The organism is Mycobacterium sp. ITM-2016-00316, from assembly GCF_002968335.2.
Classification (GTDB): Bacteria; Actinomycetota; Actinomycetes; order Mycobacteriales; family Mycobacteriaceae; genus Mycobacterium.
In genome coordinates this window covers 158402-178418 of the sequence record NZ_CP134398.1, presented here as the reverse complement: position 1 = coordinate 178418, position 20017 = coordinate 158402, and the positions used below count along the sequence as shown (strand labels likewise).

The 20017-nt window shown below is 65.4% G+C and carries 15 protein-coding genes and 1 pseudogene; 6 read left to right on the top strand and 10 right to left on the bottom strand.

What is annotated here, in order from left to right:
- Positions 1 to 23: 23 nt before the first annotated feature.
- From C6A86_RS00835 to C6A86_RS00825, 3 genes are all read right to left on the bottom strand, one after another.
- The gene (locus tag C6A86_RS00835; protein ID WP_105364972.1) at positions 24 to 989 is read right to left on the bottom strand and encodes a L,D-transpeptidase family protein; all 966 of its coding nucleotides are present in this window, start codon (positions 987 to 989) and stop codon (positions 24 to 26) included.
- A 172-nt stretch (positions 990 to 1161) separates the two neighbouring features.
- Positions 1162 to 1458 carry a metal-sensitive transcriptional regulator gene (locus C6A86_RS00830; RefSeq protein ID WP_105364971.1) on the bottom strand — a complete coding sequence of 99 codons (297 nt, stop codon included), beginning with the start codon at positions 1456 to 1458 and terminating at the stop codon, positions 1162 to 1164.
- Positions 1455 to 2042, bottom strand: coding sequence for a DUF305 domain-containing protein (locus tag C6A86_RS00825; protein ID WP_105364970.1), 588 nt, complete (start codon positions 2040 to 2042; stop codon positions 1455 to 1457). The genes C6A86_RS00830 and C6A86_RS00825 overlap by 4 nt, the downstream gene beginning before the upstream one ends.
- 80 nt (positions 2043 to 2122) lie before the next feature.
- On the opposite strand from C6A86_RS00825, the gene ilvD reads away from it, so the two are divergent.
- The gene (ilvD, locus tag C6A86_RS00820; RefSeq protein ID WP_105364969.1) at positions 2123 to 3847 is read left to right on the top strand and encodes a dihydroxy-acid dehydratase; all 1725 of its coding nucleotides are present in this window, start codon (positions 2123 to 2125) and stop codon (positions 3845 to 3847) included.
- Between the two features lie 39 nt (positions 3848 to 3886).
- On the opposite strand, the gene C6A86_RS00815 is transcribed toward ilvD, so the two are convergent.
- The 4 genes and pseudogenes from C6A86_RS00815 to C6A86_RS00800 all read right to left on the bottom strand — a co-directional run bounded on the left by C6A86_RS00815 (position 3887) and on the right by C6A86_RS00800 (position 7763).
- Entirely contained in the window at positions 3887 to 4252 is a 366-nt protein-coding gene (locus C6A86_RS00815; protein WP_105364968.1) for an SRPBCC family protein, read from the bottom strand.
- A 44-nt stretch (positions 4253 to 4296) separates the two neighbouring features.
- Positions 4297 to 5611: pseudogene (locus C6A86_RS00810) on the bottom strand (DUF222 domain-containing protein).
- Between the two features lie 38 nt (positions 5612 to 5649).
- On the bottom strand, positions 5650 to 6435 hold the full coding sequence (locus tag C6A86_RS00805) for a DAPG hydrolase family protein (RefSeq protein WP_105364967.1): 786 nt from the start codon (positions 6433 to 6435) through the stop codon (positions 5650 to 5652).
- A complete protein-coding gene (locus C6A86_RS00800; protein WP_311100988.1) occupies positions 6435 to 7763 on the bottom strand; it encodes an FAD-binding oxidoreductase in 1329 nt (442 codons plus the stop codon). Before C6A86_RS00800 ends, C6A86_RS00805 begins: the two co-directional genes overlap by 1 nt.
- A 70-nt stretch (positions 7764 to 7833) precedes the next feature.
- Here C6A86_RS00800 and C6A86_RS00795 point away from each other — a divergent pair, with 70 nt between their 5' ends.
- A complete protein-coding gene (locus C6A86_RS00795) occupies positions 7834 to 8565 on the top strand; it encodes an IclR family transcriptional regulator (RefSeq protein ID WP_105363168.1) in 732 nt (243 codons plus the stop codon).
- On the opposite strand, the gene C6A86_RS00790 is transcribed toward C6A86_RS00795, so the two are convergent.
- The 3 genes from C6A86_RS00790 to C6A86_RS00780 are packed head-to-tail and all read right to left on the bottom strand — an operon-like array spanning position 8558 to position 10415.
- On the bottom strand, positions 8558 to 9205 hold the full coding sequence (locus C6A86_RS00790; RefSeq protein ID WP_105363169.1) for an O-methyltransferase: 648 nt from the start codon (positions 9203 to 9205) through the stop codon (positions 8558 to 8560). The genes C6A86_RS00795 and C6A86_RS00790 overlap by 8 nt on opposite strands.
- On the bottom strand, positions 9202 to 9681 hold the full coding sequence (locus tag C6A86_RS00785) for a TIGR04338 family metallohydrolase (RefSeq protein ID WP_105363170.1): 480 nt from the start codon (positions 9679 to 9681) through the stop codon (positions 9202 to 9204). Before C6A86_RS00785 ends, C6A86_RS00790 begins: the two co-directional genes overlap by 4 nt.
- Positions 9681 to 10415: a DUF2786 domain-containing protein gene (locus tag C6A86_RS00780; RefSeq protein ID WP_396835433.1), complete on the bottom strand. Its 735-nt coding sequence runs from the start codon at positions 10413 to 10415 to the stop codon at positions 9681 to 9683. Before C6A86_RS00780 ends, C6A86_RS00785 begins: the two co-directional genes overlap by 1 nt.
- 753 nt (positions 10416 to 11168) lie before the next feature.
- Here C6A86_RS00780 and C6A86_RS00775 point away from each other — a divergent pair.
- The 4 genes from C6A86_RS00775 to C6A86_RS00760 all read left to right on the top strand — a co-directional run bounded on the left by C6A86_RS00775 (position 11169) and on the right by C6A86_RS00760 (position 19981).
- Entirely contained in the window at positions 11169 to 15527 is a 4359-nt protein-coding gene (locus tag C6A86_RS00775) for a PQQ-dependent sugar dehydrogenase (protein WP_233212990.1), read from the top strand.
- Between the two features lie 27 nt (positions 15528 to 15554).
- A complete protein-coding gene (locus tag C6A86_RS00770; protein WP_105363172.1) occupies positions 15555 to 16817 on the top strand; it encodes a GtrA family protein in 1263 nt (420 codons plus the stop codon).
- A complete protein-coding gene (locus C6A86_RS00765) occupies positions 16814 to 18376 on the top strand; it encodes a hypothetical protein (RefSeq protein WP_105363173.1) in 1563 nt (520 codons plus the stop codon). The genes C6A86_RS00770 and C6A86_RS00765 overlap by 4 nt, the downstream gene beginning before the upstream one ends.
- 147 nt (positions 18377 to 18523) lie before the next feature.
- The gene (locus C6A86_RS00760) at positions 18524 to 19981 is read left to right on the top strand and encodes a glycosyltransferase (protein ID WP_311100987.1); all 1458 of its coding nucleotides are present in this window, start codon (positions 18524 to 18526) and stop codon (positions 19979 to 19981) included.
- Positions 19982 to 20017: the final 36 nt, after the last annotated feature.

The following is a 20017-nucleotide window of genomic DNA, read 5'->3' as shown; positions in this document are numbered from 1 at the left end:
TTTCTGCGTGATGAGAGGTCCGGCTAGAACATCTGCCAATCGGACGCACCGTCGGGCTGGTCGTAGAGCCCGCCGTCGGTGTTCTTGATGACGACCGCGTCACCGCTGCCGAAGTTGTCGAAGAACCACTTGGCATCGGCGGGGCTGAGATTGATGCAGCCGTGGCTGACATTCTCTTCGCCCTGCGAGGCAACCGACCACGGCGCGCCGTGCACGAAGATGCCGCTGTTGTCGATGCGCACGGCGTCCTTGACCTTGGTCCGGTAGCCATCGGCGGAATCCACCGGCACTCCGTAGGTCGAGGAGTCCATCACCATGTCGGCGAATTTCTCCAGCACGTAATAGGTGCCGTTCTTGGTGTCATTGCCGGCCTTGCCCATGGACACCGGGAATTCCTTCTCGACCTCGCCGTTGCGCACCACGGTCATGGTCTTGGTGCTGTCGTCGATGGTCGCGACCAGCTGCTCCGGCACGGTGAACGTCGACTTGGTGCCCGCGGCGTCGATGCTGACCACGGCGCCCTTCGGCCAGAAGTCTTGGGGCCGCCAGCGCAGCTGGGTGTCGGTGACCCAGTAGAACCGCCCGGGCACCGGCGGGTTCGACGTGATGTGCACCGCGTCCTGGGCCATCTGCCGGTTGGCGATGGGCCGCTGGAAGTTGATGTAGATCGGCTTCGCCGCGCCCGCGATCGACCCGTTCACCGGATTGAAGGACGGCGGGACGAACGGCGGCATCCCGATGAAGGGGTTCGGGTTCTGCCCGGCCGGGGTGCCTTCCGGGATCGCCAGGGGCACCGCACCCGGGCCCCCGACCGGTGCGAACGGGTCGGGCTCGGCCGCCGGCGGCGGTGCGAACGGGTTGGGGAACGCCGGCGCCGGCGGTGGCGCCGGGGGTTCCGCCATGGCAGCCGGGCTGCCGAAACCGAGTCCGACGACCAAACCGGCCGCCAGGAACGCGCTGGCGAGTGTGGTTCTCATCCGCTGCGTCATATGTCACCTCCACAGGCATATCTGCAGACCAGTGTGTCATAACAGGGGAGCGAGCCAACCCCCGGCGAGGCCGGACGGACCCCTCGTCGCCGTCCGACCTGCACCACTGACCTGGGATTTTCATCGCCGTCAGGCCGTGGTTCGTTACAACTGTGATCTCTCTCAGCGTCGGCTAGGACCGCACCAGCCGGGCGATGGCGGCCGACGCCTCGGCGAGCTTGGCGTCGGCCTGCGTGCCGCCCTCGGCGACGGCCTGGGTGACGCAGTGGCCCAGGTGCTCGTCGAGCAGTCCCAGGGCGACCGACTGCAGTGCGCTGTTGACCGCGCTGATCTGGGTCAGGATGTCGATGCAGTATTTGTCGTCGTCGATCATCTTGGCGATCCCGCGGACTTGGCCCTCGATGCGCCGCAGCCGTTTGGCGTAGTTCTCCTTCTGCGGCGAGTAGCCGTGCTCCGGTGCCTCACTCATCGCGGAATGCCTCCCATCAGCTGCTGCATGTGCACGATCTCTTCCTGGCGGGTGGTGATGATCGCCTGCGCCAGCGTCTTGGCGTTGATGTCCTCACCCTCCCTGATCTCGGAGGAAGCCATGGTCATCACCGCCTGGTGGTGGTTGAGCATGACCTGAAGCCATAGTTTGTCGAATTCCGTGCCCTGCAGCGACCCGAGTCGCTCGACGGCGCCCCGGTCGAACAGCGTCGGCCCGGCGGGCGGTGGGCCCTGACCGCCCTCTTCGCCGTCCGTCCACTGCACCAGCAGCGCGTTGATGGTCTCGCTCTGCTGCTGCTCGCTGACGGCCAACGTGTCGGCCATGGCAACCATCGACGGGTTGCCGGAGTTGGTGCGCGCCAGCGCGACCAACTGGTCCACCTGCGGGCGCTGCGCCAGCATCCCGTAGGCGAACGCCCGGTCGGTGGCGTTGACCCCGGGGGTCAGGGCCGCGGTCTCCGACGACGTCGCGGCGGGCGACCCCGCCGATGGGGATTCCTGGCCACCGCAGCCCGAGAGCAGCGCAGCGAGTGCCAGTGCTGCCAGTAGTCCCGTTCGGCTCATGCGCCCAGGCTACCGGTACCCCAGTGGGGTATCGAAGATAAGTTTGGGCGGGCAACGACGCCGAATGCATACTTATTTTCATGCCCTCAGCCTCAGATTCTCTCCCCACCACGGCCGATATCGACATCAAGCCGCGCAGTCGCGATGTCACCGACGGCCTGGAGAAGACCGCGGCCCGCGGCATGCTGCGCGCCGTCGGCATGGGCGATGACGACTGGGCCAAGCCGCAGATCGGCGTCGGGTCGTCGTGGAACGAGATCACCCCCTGCAACATGTCCCTGCAGCGGCTGGCGCAGGCGGTCAAGGCCGGCGTGCACACCGGCGGCGGCTATCCGCTGGAATTCGGCACGATCTCGGTGTCCGACGGCATCTCGATGGGCCACGAGGGTATGCACTTCTCGCTGGTGTCCCGCGAGGTGATCGCCGACAGCGTCGAGACCGTCATGCAGGCCGAGCGCCTCGACGGCTCGGTGCTGCTGGCCGGTTGTGACAAGTCGATCCCCGGCATGCTGATGGCGGCGGCGCGGTTGAACCTGGCCAGCGTCTTCCTCTACAACGGATCGATCATGCCGGGCGTCGCGAAAATGACCGACGGCAGCGAGAAGGAAGTCACCATCATCGACGCCTTCGAGGCGGTCGGCGCGTGTGCGCGCGGGTTGATGTCCCGCGAGGACGTCGACATCATCGAGCGCGCCATCTGTCCGGGTGAGGGCGCCTGCGGCGGTATGTACACCGCCAACACCATGGCCTCGGCCGCCGAAGCACTGGGGATGTCGTTGCCGGGCAGCGCATCTCCGGTCGCCATCGACAAGCGCCGCGACGAGTACGCCCGCCGCTCCGGCGAGGCCGTCGTGGAGTTGCTGCGCCGCGGGATCACCACCCGCGACATTCTCACCAAGGAAGCATTCGAGAACGCCATCGCCGTGGTGATGGCGTTCGGTGGTTCCACCAACGCGGTGCTGCACCTGCTGGCCATCGCGTGGGAGGCGGGCGTCGAACTGACGTTGGCGGACTTCACCCGCGTAGGGCAGAAGGTCCCGCACCTCGCCGACGTGAAACCCTTCGGCGCCTACGTGATGAAGCACGTCGATGAGATCGGCGGTGTGCCGGTCGTGATGCGTGCGCTGCTGGATGCCGGCCTGCTGCACGGCGATTGCCTGACCGTCACCGGAAAGACGATGGCCGAGAACCTGGCCCACATCGAACCGCCGGACCCCGACGGCAAGGTGCTCCGCGCCATGGACAACCCGATCCACCCCACCGGCGGTATCACCATCCTGCACGGCTCGCTGGCGCCGGAGGGCGCCGTGGTCAAGTCGGCGGGTTTCGACTCGGATGTGTTCGAGGGCACCGCAAGGGTTTTCGAGCGCGAGCGGGCGGCACTGGATGCGCTGGAGGACGGCACCATCACGCACGGCGATGTCGTCGTCATCCGGTACGAGGGCCCCAAGGGCGGTCCGGGGATGCGCGAGATGCTGGCCATCACCGGCGCCATCAAGGGCGCCGGACTCGGCAAGGATGTGCTGTTGATGACCGACGGTCGGTTCTCCGGGGGCACCACCGGCCTGTGCGTCGGCCACATCGCGCCCGAAGCGGTGGACGCCGGCCCGATCGCCTTCGTGCGCGACGGTGACCGGATCCGTCTCGATGTCGCCAACGGCACGCTGGACCTACTCGTCGACGAGGCCGAGTTCGAGTCACGCAAGGCCGGTTTCGAGCCGCTGCCCCCGGTATACAAGACCGGTGTGCTCGCCAAGTACACCAAGCTGGTCGGATCGGCGGCCGTCGGCGCGGTGTGCAGCTGAGATTCTCCGCTGTTCCCGGACGGCAGCGGGTGCGCTGATCTACTGAGCCATCTTCTCGATCCGGCGCACGGCAAGCTCGAGCACCGGCAGATAGCTCGGTGCCCAGAACGGGGCACTCATCCAGACCCGGCAGCCGCCGTCGGTCGGCTGCACGCCGTGCCGGGTGGCGGGCACCCCGGCCACATCCCATCCCCACGTCCGGTCGGGATCGAGCTCGGAGATCACGAAGGGCAGCGGGACGCCGACCGGCGTCCACACCCGGCCGGTCGCTCCCAGCAGGAACGCCGTGCCGTCGAGTTCGGCCCTGGCAACCGTCAGTCCCCAGCGCGGCCAGGCCTCGAGGTCGGTGAGGATCCGCCACACCCTGTCTGCGGGCGCCTCTACGTCCCGGCTCGCCTTCCACATGAGACAGACATACCCGCAGCAACTGTCCGTCGAACGGCAACCGCCTAATTCGCCGATGTCGGTGGTGACGCGAAGGGCGTGTACCACCACCATTGGGCGCGTTCGCCTTGTGGCCCGGGGCAGGGCTCGACATCGGGTGGTGGCGTGGTGGGTGGCCGCGCCAGCGACGCGTCGGTGAGTATTTCGCCGTCTTCGTCGGTGACTTTCAGTTGTTCGGCGGGCCCGGTCAGGGTGATGACACCCTTGTGGTGCAGGCGGTGGTGGAACGGGCAGACGAGCACCAGATTCCACAGTTCGGTCGGCCCGCCGTTCTCCCAGTGCACCAGATGATGGGCATGCAAGCCCCGGGTGGCTCCGCAGCCGGGCACCACGCAGGTCTTGTCGCGATGCTCCAGGGCCCGGCGCAACCGGCGGCCGATGGTGCGGGTGGCCCGCCCGACCCCGATGGGGCGGCCGTGACGTTCGAACCACACCTCACACGTCGCATCGCAGAGCAGGTAGCGGCGGTCGTCGTCGGACAGCGCCGGCCCCAGATGCAGGGCCGCGACCCGTTTCTCGATATCGAGGTGCATGACCACGGTGGTGTGCTGCCCGTGCGGGCGCCGCGCCACGTCGGCGTCCCAACCGGCCTCGATCAGGCTCATGAACGCATCCACCCCGTCCGGGAACGGCGGCGCCTGCTCAGAAACCGTGGACTCCTGGTCCCAGACCCGGGCGCTACCGTCCTCGGGATCAATGCTGTCGGTCGCATCGTGGTCGCGTTTCCAGTCCGCGACCAGCTTGTCGCGGTGGGATTGCAGGCCGGCCTCGAACTTCGCGGCCTCCACCTTGGGCAGGGTGATCCGCCACGTCGTGGAGTCCTCACCCTCGATCTTGGTGATCCTGCGTGTCGGTTCGGGCTTGGGATCAGGCTCGGGGGCGTGGTTCCTGCTTGACCGCGGTGCGCAACTGGCTCACGCTGGCGACCGTCACCAACTCCGCGTAATGCTCATCGCAGCCCTGGCCACCCTGTTCGGCGATCACCCCGATCTGATCGAGTGACACCCGCCCGTCCCGCAAGCCTTGGGTGCAGCGCGCAAGTTCGTCGATGCGATGCGCGACGGCGACCATAGTGTCGGCGTTGCGAGGAGAGATACCGGCCTTCCAGGCCACCAGCGCCTCGATCGAACGGCAGCCGGTCGCACCCCACAACGAGTTCCCGTCATCTGTGCCTCTGCCATCGATCTCGGCGACGATCTCCACCAACCGGCCATCGATCGCATTACGCTGCCCGGTCAACTCCGCCATCTCCTCGAACAACACCTCCAACCGCGACACCCGAGGTGCGTGTGCGGCGAAAGGTGTTGTCGGCGGCGGCATACCATTGATTCTAGAAGAGGGGTCCGACAAGTAGCCGATCAGTTCGGCGGTGGTTCGATCGGCGTCATTCGGGCGTACAACTCCGGCAGGAACCCGGCCAGATGGTTCATCTCCTGCGCGCAGTGCACCAGTAGATCACGCGGATCGGGAAGCTGACGGGCGGCGATCGGCCGGACCATTCGATCGGCGACACCGGGGCCGTTCCGCACCGCCACGTGCCTGCCGCCCATCCAGAACCGGGACCGCATCTCCGCGCCGTCGCCAGTAGGTCTCACGTGGTGAATCAGCCAGCCCACGTCGACGGGGATGTCGACGGATCCAAGCCGCGCACAGACGGCTAATTCTTTGTCGGGCACCACCAGGCCAAGCACCGATGGCTCCACGAACTGAATCGCCGCCTTGGCGTATGAGGAGCCGAGATACTCACGCACCAGCGAGGTTCGGCCCACGTAGCGTACATCGGTATCACCATCGAGCCATCTCGCTGACACATGTGCCCGCGGGTGCCAGAGCTTATAGCGTCGCGAATCCGATCCGTGCCAGCCGAACCACCACGACCACATCTGCGGAGTCACATCCGCCATTTCGGTGCGTACCGAGACCTGTATACCGCCATCGGCCAGCGTGCCGTAGCCGTTCTCGGTCTGCTGGTGTCCTGGATCCATCAGTGCGGCAACATCATCGAATGCAGGAAGTGTTGGTTCGGCCTGACGCCCGTGTTCCAGAGCCACGACGACGTGGCGAGGCAGCGGCGCCATCTGCGGGTTGAAGAAATCGCCGAACGGGGTGTCCGCATCACCACCGCGATAGCCCAGATACGACATCAGACGCGGCCCATCCAACTGTGGAAACGGCCGTTCGGGTCGTACTGTGCACGGACCCGATCCAATGTGCTCATCGCCCCGGCGGTGGCGAACGCGGCCGGCCGCTGCCCCAGGTTTTCGTCGGCCAGCTGGATGCCGGTCTGCAGATGCTGCATCGCCACCATGTTGGAACGCGCCCAATCCCCGTACTTCTCGTCGTCGGCCGGGTCCTCCCATACCCCGTAGAGCGCGAGGTAGATCTCGTCTTCCAAGCTGTAGGCCATATCTTGCCGCTCTGGCGACGGCCCCCAGTTCATCCAGAGAAAGTGCGCCGGATGCGGTGGCATCGTTGCCAGGATGCGCCGGATACCGGTCATCAGGTCTTCGGCCGGCGCCGAGGTCCACATGTTGTCGACGCTGTAGCGGTATCCCGTGGGGTAGTTCGTCATGACACCCGCGTACCAGGTCTGCAGGTCCGTCGGCGCATAGGGCACCGCGGCGATCGCCCTGCTCCGCGCTGGGCAGGTCTCCAGCAGCGACAGCGCATCGATCGCCTCCTGCTCGGTATCGGCGAAAACTGGTGAGGCCATGACGATCCCAGGGGTATCCAGGCCCACACCCGGCACGGACCGGGAAGCCACGATTTGCAGTTCGACCCGACGATCGACCTCGCTGCTGATCGAACGCGCCCAGGGATAGATGTCCTCCGCCGCGTCGAGCGGGTAGACATACAGACTGCTACCGCAGACTGCGGGGAGGGCGTAGAGCTTGAGGTGGAATGCGGTCACCACCGCGAAGAACCCGGGACCGGAACCCCTTGCCGCCCAGTAGAGTTCGGCATGGTGTTCCGCGTCGATGTACAGCTGCTCGCCGTCGGCCGTGACCACATCAAGGCCTAGCACGCTCTCGCAGGCCGGACCGAGCACCCTGCTGTTCCAGCCGTACCCTCCCTGCAACAGGTACCCGCCGATACACACGCCCTTGCAGTGCCCGGCCGGGAAGAACAGATCCCGCTCGGCCAGCAGTTCGGCCAGCACGCTGCCCCCCATCCCCGGACCGACCACCGCGGTGCGGGTGTCGGTGTCGATGGCGCAATGGTCCAGCCCCTTGACGTCCAGCAGCATCCCCCCGTCGCGGACGTGGCTGCCGGCCCAGCTGTGCCCACCCGATCGAACCCCGATGGTCAGCCCGCGTTCCGTGGCATAACGAATGGCTTCGACCACGTCGTCGGCGTCCGCGGCCTGCACGACGACCTCTGGGTAGCGCTGCGGAGTGCGCGCGTTCCACACCGTCTGTGCGCGGGCCCGCTCATAGCCGTCATCGTTGCGGAAAATGTATCGACCGGTCATTACTCCACCCCCGAAGAGATCCGTCATGCGAATCTTGGTGATTCGTATAGCGGATCAATATAGTGACACCATGGCCCCGGCGGAAGAGCATCCCCACACCAAAATTGACGGACGCGATGACGGGCTGCAGGCGCTACGCCGTGCCGCCGCTGCGCTGGACGAGATCGCCACTGCGCCGGGCGTGCTGCGGCCGGTCGATATCGCAGCCAACCTCGGCCTGGCCAAGTCCACCGCGCGCAGGCTGCTGGTCGCCCTCGTCGATGTCGGGTTCGCCACTGTCGACGAGGGCGGCCACTACCGTCTCGGCGACCGGCTCATCGGGCTGACCAGCGCCGACGGCGCGAATCTGGCGGCGGCTCTGCGCCCGGTCGTCGAGCGGGTCGCGGCAGCTACCGGCGAGACCGTGGACCTCTCGGTGCTCCGTGGACGGCAGATGTGGTTCATCGATCAGATCGAATCCACGCAACGGTTACGTGCGGTGTCGGCGATCGGCGAACGCTTCCCGCTCAACGACACGGCCAACGGCAAGGCCGCCCTGGCACTGCTCGACGACGACCAGATCCCCGTTTCGCTATTACCCGAAATCCGTGACATCCGCGAGTCCGGCATCGCCTACGACCGCGATGAGCACACCGGCGGGATCTCCGCCGCCGGTATCGCCCGGAGATTGCCGAGTGGGCATATCGTGGCGATCTCGGTGCCCACGCCCACCGAGCGGTTCGTCCACCGCGAGTCCGTCATCGTCGATGCGCTGCGGGCCGCGCAGACGGCAACCGAGTGGAATCCCGAATCGTTCAGGTGACGATGGCGACCGCGAACCCGTCCCAGCCCTTGGCACCGACGGTCTGGATGGCCGCCGCGTCCAAGCGCGGATGCTCCCCCATCATCGCCAGCGTGTCGCGCACCGCGATGGCCTGCGCATCCTCGGGCGCTGGGTCGAGCACCCGACCACCGCGGGCGATGTTGTCGACCACGATGAGTGCACCCGGAGCGGCCAGCCCGATGGCCGCCTCCACATAGGCCGGGTTGTTCTCCTTGTCGGCATCGATGAAAAACAGGTCGAACGGACCGGTCAGGGTGGGCAGGGTCTCCAGCGCGGACCCGACGATCACCTCGACGCGGTCTGCCACCCCGGCCCTGTTCAGGTTGGCCGCGGCCACCTCGGCATGCCGGGGCTCGTACTCGAGGGTGACCACCTGCCCCTGCGGACCCACCCCACGCGCCAGGCAGATCGTGGAATACCCTGCGAGCGTGCCAATTTCGAGCACCCGGCGAGCCTTCGTCAGTTTGGTGTACAGCGTCAGCAGGTGACCGTGCTGCGCGGATACCTCGATGGCGGGCATCCCCGCCGGCCCGGTCGAGAGCCGCGCCGCACGCAGTGCGTCGTCCTCGGTGTGCAGCAGCTCGTCGAACAACTCGTCCACCGCGGCAGGCTCGGTCATCCGGACACCCCCTCTTTCGAATAGATCACCCGTAGCACGTGCTGGACCTCGGGTCCCATCACCCAGCCTGCCAGTTCGGTCATCGCGCCCACGAACTCCCTGCCGTGCGGGGCACCCGGCCCGGCCAGATGGTGGGCAATCTCGTGCAGCACCACCATCTCCCGAAGCGCCCAGGTGCTGTCCCCAGCTGGCACCGCGATCGTGCCGGATTCATAGTGCGCGGCGGTCTGCCCACGGCGGGCCCGCACTGCCAGCTGCCCCGCACCGGGCCAGCGTTCACGCACCGCGGGCATCGCCAGCACATCGTCGACGTAGCGGCGCACCGATTCGACGGAGGCGAACCGCGCCTCCGGCGGCAGCGTCAGCGCGGTCCCGAAAAAATCGATCGAACCGTTCCCGTGCTGGGCGACGCGGTCGAACAGGGTGCGCACGAACTCCTCTGCGGCATAAACTTTCACGCGCTGACTGTCGCGCACTAGCCCTCCAGCGGTGCCCGCGCCCCGGAGATCTCCTGGCTCGGACCCAGCCGGGCGCGCCGGCCGGCCCGGTCCCCGGCGCGCCGCGCCGCCGACGAGTATCCGGCCGATGCGCTGGCGGCCCGCCAGGTTCCCCGCGCCGCGGACGACTGACGGTAGAACGATGTGAGTTCGAGATCCTTGTTACGCAACGCAAGCGCGGTTCCCGGCGCGCGCGTGGTGTCCTCGGTGGCCGCTCGTCGGGCCTCGTCACGTGCCTCGGACAGCCGCTGGCCCACCCGTGCACCGAAGGCCAGGTGAAAGTTGAGCCGGGCGGTGATCGTCGGGGTCGGGCGATGCGCCCCGGTGGCGATATAGGTGTCGGATGCCCGCACCATCTGCACCAGCAGCCCGGCATACAGCGCGTGGCTGGCGTCGATGTCCTCGCCGAAGCCATAGGCGTACACATACGTCGAATTGGACGCCACATCGCATTTCACATCATTGGCCATCGCGATCACCACGAACAGTTGCACGTAGGTGCGCAGCCCGCGGGTGCCGGGTTCACCGATGGTGATGGTGCGCTGCACCGGCGCCTGCGCCGCGGTGCGTTGCGCCGAATGCGCGCGGGCCACTGCCAGGTCGATCGATGTCGCGGTGGCCAGCCGTTGCGCCGCGGTCATGAACGCCTCGGCCTCATGGACGTTGTCGGTGCCCTCGGCCTGGCGCAGCAGGGCCGCGATCCGGGCCAGCATCTTGTCCTCACCCACGACGCAAGAGTAAGGGAGCACCCCGACACCTCTCGGATCGCGCCGTGCGCCCGCCGCCGCAGCAACTACGTTCAAGCTCCTTCGACCGACCCAGCATCGGACGACTCCGGAACAATACCGACGACTGGTCCCGCAGTAGCCAAAGGCCAAGCGGCGGCCTACAACGTCATCGAAACCGCCATTCAGTTAAGTAGTGTCAGTTTATGACGCGCTTCGAAAGTCCTTCAAACTGCCCCCCGCGTCAAAAACCGGTGAGATTTGCTGTTTGCGGGAGCCTCGGCTTGCCGCAACCGGCTCCAACATCCAGACACCAACTTGGCACTTCTTCCCACACCTAGCGCGTTAGCGGAAGTTCTAATCCATTCGTGTGACATATGCACTGTTAAACAGCGCTTCTCTCAAGATCAAAATTTTGGGTGGCGATTGCCAACGGCATCTGCAGTGTTCTCACATGCAAGCTTCTGCTCGCCGCGAGGGCTCTTCATCAAGCTTTGCTGAATCTTCCGTGTCATAGTTTTTTCAATCAGGTGACCTAACCGCGGATCGTCGAGAACTGCGAAGAGAGATGCAGATATGGCGAACACATCGAGCCGGCGTTCGACGCGGTCCACACCGCCAAGCACCCACGCGGGCGCCACAGTCGGTGACCCGATGGGCAAACGCCGAGTGATTGCCCCCGGCGGGAGCCGGCATGCCGGCAAGGCAAAAGTGGCAAAGGCGTCACCAATGCTTCACCCGGTGGCTTTCGGATTCCCCCGGTCCATCGGCCGGGTGGGTGCGTTGGCTGTCGCGCTGGGTATCGGCGGGGCGATCGCGACAAATCCGGTACTGGCCCTCGCCGATGACTCCGGGCCGTCCTCGGACTCATCGCAGTCATCGCCCGCGTCGAGCCAGGATTCGACGTCCAACCAGGCGGAGCATCCTTCGAGCACAACAGCAGAATCGGGCGGCACCGACTCGGACGGATCCGTACCGTCTGCCGGCCCGGGCGCCGATACCGATACCGACCTCGTTTCCGCCGAGATCAGCGGGGCGGACTCAGATGTGACAGACCTTGATGACGTCTCCGGCGACAAAGCGCCGCTGGACGGCGGTGAACTCGAAGACGAGCTCGAACACCCCACCAGCGCCGATGATTCGACCAAGCCACCGGAATCCGACCCCGATCCGGTTGAGCCGGTAAGCAGCAACCGCACGGCACAGCGATCCGCGTCACTGTCGTCGAGCACTGCCGAGGCCGCACTCTCGACAGCTCCGCGCTCGTCGGCCCTTGCGCCTGTGGTCCCAACGACTGAACCGACGGCCCCGTCGGTGGCCACGCCGAGTCCGATCGCCAGGATCATGGCGGTCCCCCGTGCGGTGGCAGTGATGGCGTTCAACGTTTTCGACGCAATCCTGACCCCGCTCATCGGACCCAACCACACCTCGATGCCTCCTAACTCGCCCCTGTTGTGGGCGGTGCTGGGCTGGGTTCGCCGCAACCTCAGCGACATGCTCGGCATCGAGGCGCCACTTGCCGCCGTGCCGGCAGCCGCACCTGCGGGCGAGAACCCGAACGCCGGCCACCCCGGCGCCGATCCCGGAGATGGCACCGGACTGCCTGACGAGTTCGAGCGCACCACTCTGGTCTCCGGACTCGATCAGCCGACCGACTTCCGGTTCCTGCCCAACGGCGACATCCTCATCGCCGAAAAGGGCGGCGCCATCAAGCTTTATCATGACGGCCACGTGCACGGCGAACCCTTGATCACCCTGGCGGTGCTGCCGACCGACACCGATGAGGAGCGCGGGCTGCTCGGCATCGCGGTCGATCCCAACTTCGCCACCAACGGCTATCTGTACGTCTCCTACACCACGGCACAGAACCGGGATCGACTGTCCCGCATCACGGTGGTCGGTCACTACGCCGACCCCGCATCGGAGATGGTGCTCATCGAATCCGACCAGCCCGGCAACGTCTACCACCACGGCGGCGAGGTCCAGTTCGGACCGGACGGCAAGCTGTACTGGGCGATGGGCATGAACACCAACAATCCGAACTCGCAGAACCTGTCCAATGTCCACGGCAAGATCCTCCGGCTGAACCCCGACGGCTCGGCACCGGCAGATAACCCCTTCGTCAACACACCGGGTGCCATTCCGCAGATCTGGGCCTACGGGCTGCGCAACCCTTTCCGGTTCACGTTCACGCCGAACGGCAAAATGCTCGCCGGCGATGTCGGCGGCGACCAGTGGGAAGAACTCAATGTCATCACCGGCGGGGCGAACTACGGTTGGCCGCTCGCCGAAGGCCAATGTGATGGTTGCTCATTCGCGAACCCCATCTACACCTACGCACACACTCCCGCGCCCGCCAAGGCCGGCTCGATCACCGCCGTCATGACCTACACCGGTAGCACCTTCGGTGCGGAGTACCAGAACAAGGTCTTCATCGCCGACTACACATTGGGCTGGATCAAGGAACTCACCTTCGACTCGACCTACACCAGCTTCATCAGTGAGCGAATGTTCGATGATCAGGCCGGTACGGCCGTGAAGCTGGCGCAGGGTCCCGACGGCAACATCTACCAGTTGAACATCTACCCCGGCGAGCTGTCCGTCATCGCACCCTCCGGCGGCAACCGGGCACCGGTCGCCGTCATCGACGCCACCCCGACCAACGGCCCTGCACCGCTGGCCATCGACTTCTCCTCGGCTCGCTCCAATGATCCCGACCCCGGAACCACCCTGACCTACTCCTGGGACTTCGGCGACGGCACCACCGCCGTGGTCGCCAACCCGTCCAAGGCATACAACGTCGTCGGCGCCTATACCGTCACGCTGACAGTCAGCGACGGCGCCAAGACCGGCCAGGTCACCCAGCGCATCGTTGTCGGAAGCACTACGCCGACAGCCCAGATCCTCACCCCCACAAGCGTCACCAAGTACGACGCGGGCGATGTGATCACCTTCAGCGGCATCGGTACCGACGCCGAGGACGGGACGTTGCCGGACAGTGCCTACTCGTGGTCGGTGGTCTTCAAGCACGCCGACCATGTGCACCCCTTCCGTGACGACCTCGTGGGCAAGACCGGCAGCATCACCATCCCGCGCGGCGCCGACAACATCGACACCACGTCCTACGTCCTGACCTTGACGGTCACCGACAGCACCGGCCTGTCGACCTCACGCTCGGTCGAGATCACGCCCAACCTGGTGGCGTTGACCATCAGGGCCAACGATCCCGATGCGGTGTTCACCATCGATGGAATCCCTTACAAGGGTTCACACACCGAGCAGGCCGTCGTCGGAGTCGAGCGGGTCATCGCGGCGGTCTCGCCCCAGTACGTGCCGGGCGGGCAGTTCGTCTTCAACGGCTGGTCCGACGGTTTGGGACAGAGCCACACCATCGTCACCCCCGGCGCTGCCGCCACGTACACGATCAACTACGACACGTTCACCACCGCGCCTGCACCGTGGCAGGGCGTCGACATCGGCCATCCATCAGTCGCGGGTTATTCGTCCTACGTCAACGGTGTCTTCACGATTCGCGCTGCAGGCGGTGACATCTGGGGTCCCACCGACGAGTTCCACTATGTCCATCAGACACTCAGCGGAGACGGCACGGTTATCGCGCGGGTGACCTCGCAGACCGACACCGACGACTGGGCGAAGTCGGGCATCATGATCAAGGAGTCCGCCGCAGCCGGGGCGAAGTACGTGCTGCTGGCAGTCACCCCGGAGAACGGGATCAGCTTTCAGTGCAACTTCGCGGGCGACGCGGGCTCGGCGCCGTACACGTTCCCGAACGCCTGGCTGAAACTCGAGCGGGTCGGTGACGTCTTCAGGGGGTACACCTCGGCCGACGGCATCGTCTGGACCAAGGTCGGAGAGACGACACTGGTCATGAACAGTTCAGTCACGGCGGGTCTGGCGGTGGTGTCGCACAGCTTCGACACGTTGAACACCACCACCTTCGACCAGGTCAGCGTGCTGTCGGACAAGCAGTGGACGAGCCAGGACGTCGGCGGACCGGTACGTGCGGGCAGCACCACGATCGTGGGGAGTACCCACACCCTCACGGGCGGCGGCGACGACATCTGGGGCACCGCCGACCAGTTCCACTTCAGCTACCAGACGCTGCCCGGCGACGGCGAGATCATCGCGCGGGTGACGTCGTTCACCGGCACCTCCGACGGCTGGGCGAAGGCGGGGTTGATCATCAAGCAGTCGGCAACGGCGGGCTCGGCGTACGCGCTGCTGGCGGTGACTCCCGCAAACGGCATCAACCTGCAGGCCGATTTCGACACCAGTATCGCCGAGCCGGCCACGGCATCGGGCGCCAACTGGCTCAAGCTGCAGCGACTCGGGGACACGCTCACCGGATACACCTCTGTCGACGGTGTCGTCTGGACCGAGATTGGCTCCACGACGGTCGATCTCGACGGTGCCGCGCTGGTCGGATTGTTCGTCTCCGCCCATGACGGTTCCCAGCTGAGCACTGCGACTTTCGACAACGTGAGCCTCACCAAGTCAGTCAATGCACCGGCGGGCCTGCCGGCGCCCTGGACAGCCGGTGACATCGGCGCCCCCAAACTAGCCGGGTCCTCGAGCTACGCCGGGGGAACGTTCACCCTCAACGGTGCCGGCGATGACATCTGGGGCACCGCCGACCAGTTCCATTTCGTGCACCAGACCCTGACCGGTGACGGCGAGATCATCGCCAGGGTCACCGCTCAGGAGATCGGGACCAACGGCTGGGCGAAGTCCGGCGTGATGGTCAAGCACTCGACGGCACAGGGGAGCGACTACGCACTCCTGGCGGTGACCCCCGAGCACGGAATCACGTTCCAGCACAACTTCACCGGGGACACCGGTACCGCGGCCTACGCAGTGCCCGATGCCTGGCTGAAGCTGACCCGGTCCGGCAACGTCGTGACCGGCCAGGTGTCCGTCGACGGCGTCAACTGGACCTCGATCGGTTCGACGACGGTCGCGCTCGGAGCAACCAGTGAGGTCGGCCTCTTCGTGACCTCACACAACGGATCTGCACTCAGTACCTCGACGTTCGACAACGTCACCGTGACCTCGCTCGCCGGCATCCCGGCCCTGGTCTGAATCCGGAACAGCGTGGGGGGAAATCGAATGACCATGAAAGACAAGACGTCAGACGGTCTTGCCCTGCCGTCCAGAATCATGCGGTTCGCCATCGTCGGGGTCAGTTGCTTCCTTGTGCAGCTGATCCTGCTGCTTCTGCTGGACAACATCCTGCACCTCTACATCGCCGACGTGCTGGCCTTCATCATCTCGGCACAGCTGAATTTCGCACTCAGCCAGGCGTTCACCTGGGCGGATCGCCGCCAATCCGAACGCCTCGCACTGCAGTGGCTGAAGTTCAACGCCAGCGCACTGCTGTCGGTGGTCGCGGTGAATGCCAGCGTGTTCTGGTTGCTGGCCGAGGCCGGCCTGCAGATCTGGCTGGCGATGCTGTGCGCCAATGCCGCCAGCGCCATGTGGACTTTCTTGATGAACCACCTGTTCGTCTTCAAGAAGGAACAACAAAGGAAGTCAACTCGAATCCCGGAGAGAACCGATATGCACATTTTGCCGCTTGCCAATCCCGGCGCCTCGCCAAGTGTCGCGCTGTTCATGCCCGCTTTCAACGAGGCCTCCAATCTTCCGCAGGTCGTGGCCATGGCCTACGACTTCTTCGACCGGGCCGCGATCACCGAGCGGTCGGTGATCATCGTCGACGACGGGTCCTCCGATGACACCGCCTCGGTGCTCGCGGAAATCCAGCGCAGCTACCCCGTGGTGGTCGTGACGCACCAGACCAACCACGGCTATGGCAGGGCCTTGAGGTCGGGTTTCACCGCGGCACTGGCCACCGGCCACGACTGGGTGGCCTACTGCGACTCCGACGGCCAGTTCAATCCAGGGGATCTGGCGCTGCTGATGGTCGCCGCGTTCTCACATCAGGTCGATGTCGCTCTGGGAATCCGGGTGAAACGAGCCGACAACCTCGCCCGGCGCCTAGCCGGGCGCGGCTGGCACGGGGTGAGCCGGATGGCGCTCAAATTCACTGCCGCCGATGTGGATTGCGGATTCAAGCTGATGCACCGGACCGCCGTCGCCGCCGTCGCCGACCAGCTGCAGAGCGACTTCGCCGCGATCTCGCCCGAACTGTTGGCACGCCTGCACCAGCAGGGGCACCGGTTCGTCGAGGTACCGGTCCCGCACTATCCGCGGGCCGGCGGCATCCAGTCGGGGCTACAACCGAAGGTCGTCGTCCGATCGTTCATGGACCTGTACACCGTCCGGCGTGACCTGGCCACCCACCGTGTCGCCGTTCCGGAGGCCATCGCACCGGCACCCGCTCTCCCGCTGATCGGTTCGGAGGCGACGTGACCATCACCGACCGCACCGAGGCACCCGCAGTCCGGGCCGACAGTCCGACCGCCCCCCGAGACCGCACTGTTCGGTGGGTGGCGCTCGGCGCGGCACTCATGTCGTTGGGCGCCTACGCCTACTTCTTCAGCAAGGGTATGGCGCTGGGCTATAAGGACTCGATCTCGCACCTGCAGATCGCGGCCCGCACGTTGAACAGTCCGACCGCGGGTTTCGCGCAGCTGGGCGGGGTGTGGTTGCCGCTCCCACATATCCTCGCACTACCGCTGATTTGGATCACGCCGTTCTACTACAGCGGTTTCGCGGGCGCGGCGGTCAGCATGGTCAGCTATGTCATCGCATGCGTCTATGTATACAAGACCGGTTTCGCTTTGACACAAGGCAAAATTCCGGCGTTCGCCGGACTTGCCGTGTTCGCGCTGAATCCCAATGTGCTCTACATGCAGTCGACGCCGATGACCGAGCTGCTGCTCTTCGCCGCCATAGCTGCCGCCACCTACTATCTGCTGCGGTGGATCCAAGCCGAGGATCACGCCCGCAAGTACCCGTATCTGTTCGCCACGGCCATAGCGGCTTTCGTGGCATGCCTGACGCGCTACGAGGCGTGGCCGCTCACCATCGTCATCGGCGCCATCGTGGCGTTCGTGGCGTGGCGCCAGTACGGACGGCAGGCAGTCGTCGGCATCACGCTGGGTTTCGCTTTTCTGGCCGGAGCGGCCATTGCGCTCTGGATGGGCTGGAATCTGCTGATATTCGGTAATCCGCTCAACTTTCAGAGCGGTAAGTATGCCAAGCCGTCGCTGTGGGTCGGCGAGGGTGAGGTCGCGGTGGGTCGCCCGGTGGTGGCCGCCCAAACCTATTGGTACGCAGTGGTGGAGAACCTCGGCATCGCCGTCGTTTTGGCCGCGATCGTCGGCGTGGTCGTGCTGGTCGTGCGACGCCGGTCGCTGCAGGTGCTGCCGGTGCTGGGCTTGCTGACCATCGCGCCGTTCTTCGTCTTCGCGTTGACCGTCGGGCAGCGGCCGCTCCACGTCCAGCAGCTCACCCAGGATCTGTACAACGTGCGTTTTGGCCTGCTGATGGTGGTGCCTGCCGCGATTCTGCTGGCCTATCTGGTCAGCCTGCTGCCCGGGCGTCCCGCGATCGCCGGACTCTGCGCGGCGATCGCCTGCACACTGCTACCACTGCTGCCCGGCGGACCGACCCACGTGGTGACCGCGCTGGAAGGCAGCACCGGTTTCCCCGAGACCGCGGTATCCACCAGCGATTACCTTCGTGAGCACTATGACGGTGGAGTGATCCTCATCGAGTCGTTCGGCAATGAATCAATACTGTTCCACGCCCGAATCGGGCTGTCCAACAACGTCTATGAGGGCAGCTATCAAAAGTGGGATCCCGCACTGAGCAACCCACCCGGCCAGCGGATCCGGTGGATCGTCATGCGCGGGGGCAACGGCGCCGACGAGACCTACCGCGAGCTGTCGGGGACTCCGAAGCTGGACGGTTACCACGAGGTGTTCAGCAATGACCTGTACGTCGTCTACAAGGACGGAATCTGACCGATGCTCAAGATGAAGAACTCCAACCCGATTCGGCACACCGCGGCGACGGTCATCAGCACCGGTCAGTTGGCCTGCATACTGGCCCTGCTGGCGCTCACGGCGGCGGCGCTCGTATTCAATCCGCTCACCCTCGCCAAGGTCATCGTGGCGACGGTGCTGATCTTCTTCGCGGTCTTCGTGATCCTGCTGAAGATGGGACTCTGGTACGCCTCGACGCGGTACCAATACCCCGATTACCACGTGCCGGAAGTCGACGACGCCGATCTGCCGCACTATCTCGTCCTCATCCCGATGTTCCGGGAAGCGAACATGGTCGAGCCGATGGTGCGCGGTATGTCGGCGCTGCGGTATCCGAAGCACCGGCTCAAGGTCAAGCTTCTCGTGGAGTCCCGCGATCGGGATCCCGGCACCCGCGCCGCCGCCGACGCACTGGAACTGCCAGACTTCTTCGAGGTCGTCGAGATCCCGGACGTCAAGCCCTACGGCAAGCAACGCGCGCTGAACTTCGGCGCGCACAAGGCGATTGAGGATGCGCGCACGCTTTCCAGAAAGGAGCGGGCGGGCCGACTGTGCGTCATCTACGACGCCGAGGATCGCCCCGAGCCGGACCAGCTGCTCAAGGCCGTCGGCATGTTTCGGGCCTACGACACGCTTGATTCCCAAGTGGTGTGCCTACAGGCTCAACTTGAGTTCTCCAACGTGACCAGCAGCTGGGTGTCGCGCCTGATGTGGGTGGAGTATCTGGTGCACTTCTGTTGGGTGCTGCCGGGTATGGCCAAGCTGGGTCTGATTCCGCCGCTGGGCGGCACGTCGAACCATTTCAGGCTGGAGTTGCTCACCCGCGTCAGCATCGATCCCCGACAACAGCCGCCGGGGGTGCAGTGGGCCGGCATCTGGGACATGTTCAATGTCACCGAGGATGCCGATCTCGCCGGCGCACTCGCACTGCACGGCTACAAGATCGCGATGCTCGACAGTGTCACCAATGAGGTTGCGACCACCCGGGTGAGCGCACTCATCGGCCAGAAGTCGCGCTGGCTCAAGGGATACATCCAGACCGGACTCATCTTCACCCGAAACCCCATCCAGACCATGCTCCGGATGGGCCCCCTGCGCTGGTTCGTCTACGTCCTGTTCCTGATCGGAACCCCGCTGTCGATTCTGCTGAGCGCACTGTCCTGGACGCTCACGATCGCCTACTTCTCGACCCGCTCTCCGGTGATCGAAGAGCTGTTCCCCGGACCCTTGCTCTACCTCGGTGTGTTGTTGCTGGTTTTCGGCAATTTCGCGCTTTTCCTACAACACGTGGCTGCTGCGACGAAAAATGAAGGTTTCTGTACTGTGAAGTACATGCTGGTCGTGCTGACCGGCATCTGGCCCATGCTGACGGTGATGTCGCTGGCCAAAGCGTGTTACGAACTTGCGAATCCCCGGATGCGTCACTTCTGGGACAAAACGGAACACGGTCACGACCTGCACACGCTCGACGAAGCGGTAGGCGGCCTGCGGGGGGTTGGAACCGGTCACCAAACACGTAGTGCCGTTACTGTTTCGGCACGGGATGGGGGTCAACGTGAGGAAGCCAGAGCCGAGACAGCGTAGGGGCCAACCGACAGCTGGGCGCAGGGGAGTCGGCTG

Coding starts and splice junctions, on each gene's coding strand:
- ilvD (WP_105364969.1), top strand. CDS start 2,123: ATGCCCTCAGCCTCAGATTCTCTCCCCACCACGGCCGATATCGACATC.
- C6A86_RS00835 (WP_105364972.1), bottom strand. CDS start 989: ATGACGCAGCGGATGAGAACCACACTCGCCAGCGCGTTCCTGGCGGCC.
- C6A86_RS00795 (WP_105363168.1), top strand. CDS start 7,834: ATGGCCCCGGCGGAAGAGCATCCCCACACCAAAATTGACGGACGCGAT.
- C6A86_RS00800 (WP_311100988.1), bottom strand. CDS start 7,763: ATGACCGGTCGATACATTTTCCGCAACGATGACGGCTATGAGCGGGCC.
- C6A86_RS00830 (WP_105364971.1), bottom strand. CDS start 1,458: ATGAGTGAGGCACCGGAGCACGGCTACTCGCCGCAGAAGGAGAACTAC.
- C6A86_RS00825 (WP_105364970.1), bottom strand. CDS start 2,042: ATGAGCCGAACGGGACTACTGGCAGCACTGGCACTCGCTGCGCTGCTC.
- C6A86_RS00805 (WP_105364967.1), bottom strand. CDS start 6,435: ATGTCGTATCTGGGCTATCGCGGTGGTGATGCGGACACCCCGTTCGGC.
- C6A86_RS00770 (WP_105363172.1), top strand. CDS start 15,555: ATGACCATGAAAGACAAGACGTCAGACGGTCTTGCCCTGCCGTCCAGA.
- C6A86_RS00790 (WP_105363169.1), bottom strand. CDS start 9,205: ATGACCGAGCCTGCCGCGGTGGACGAGTTGTTCGACGAGCTGCTGCAC.
- C6A86_RS00815 (WP_105364968.1), bottom strand. CDS start 4,252: ATGTGGAAGGCGAGCCGGGACGTAGAGGCGCCCGCAGACAGGGTGTGG.
- C6A86_RS00780 (WP_396835433.1), bottom strand. CDS start 10,415: ATGCTGGCCCGGATCGCGGCCCTGCTGCGCCAGGCCGAGGGCACCGAC.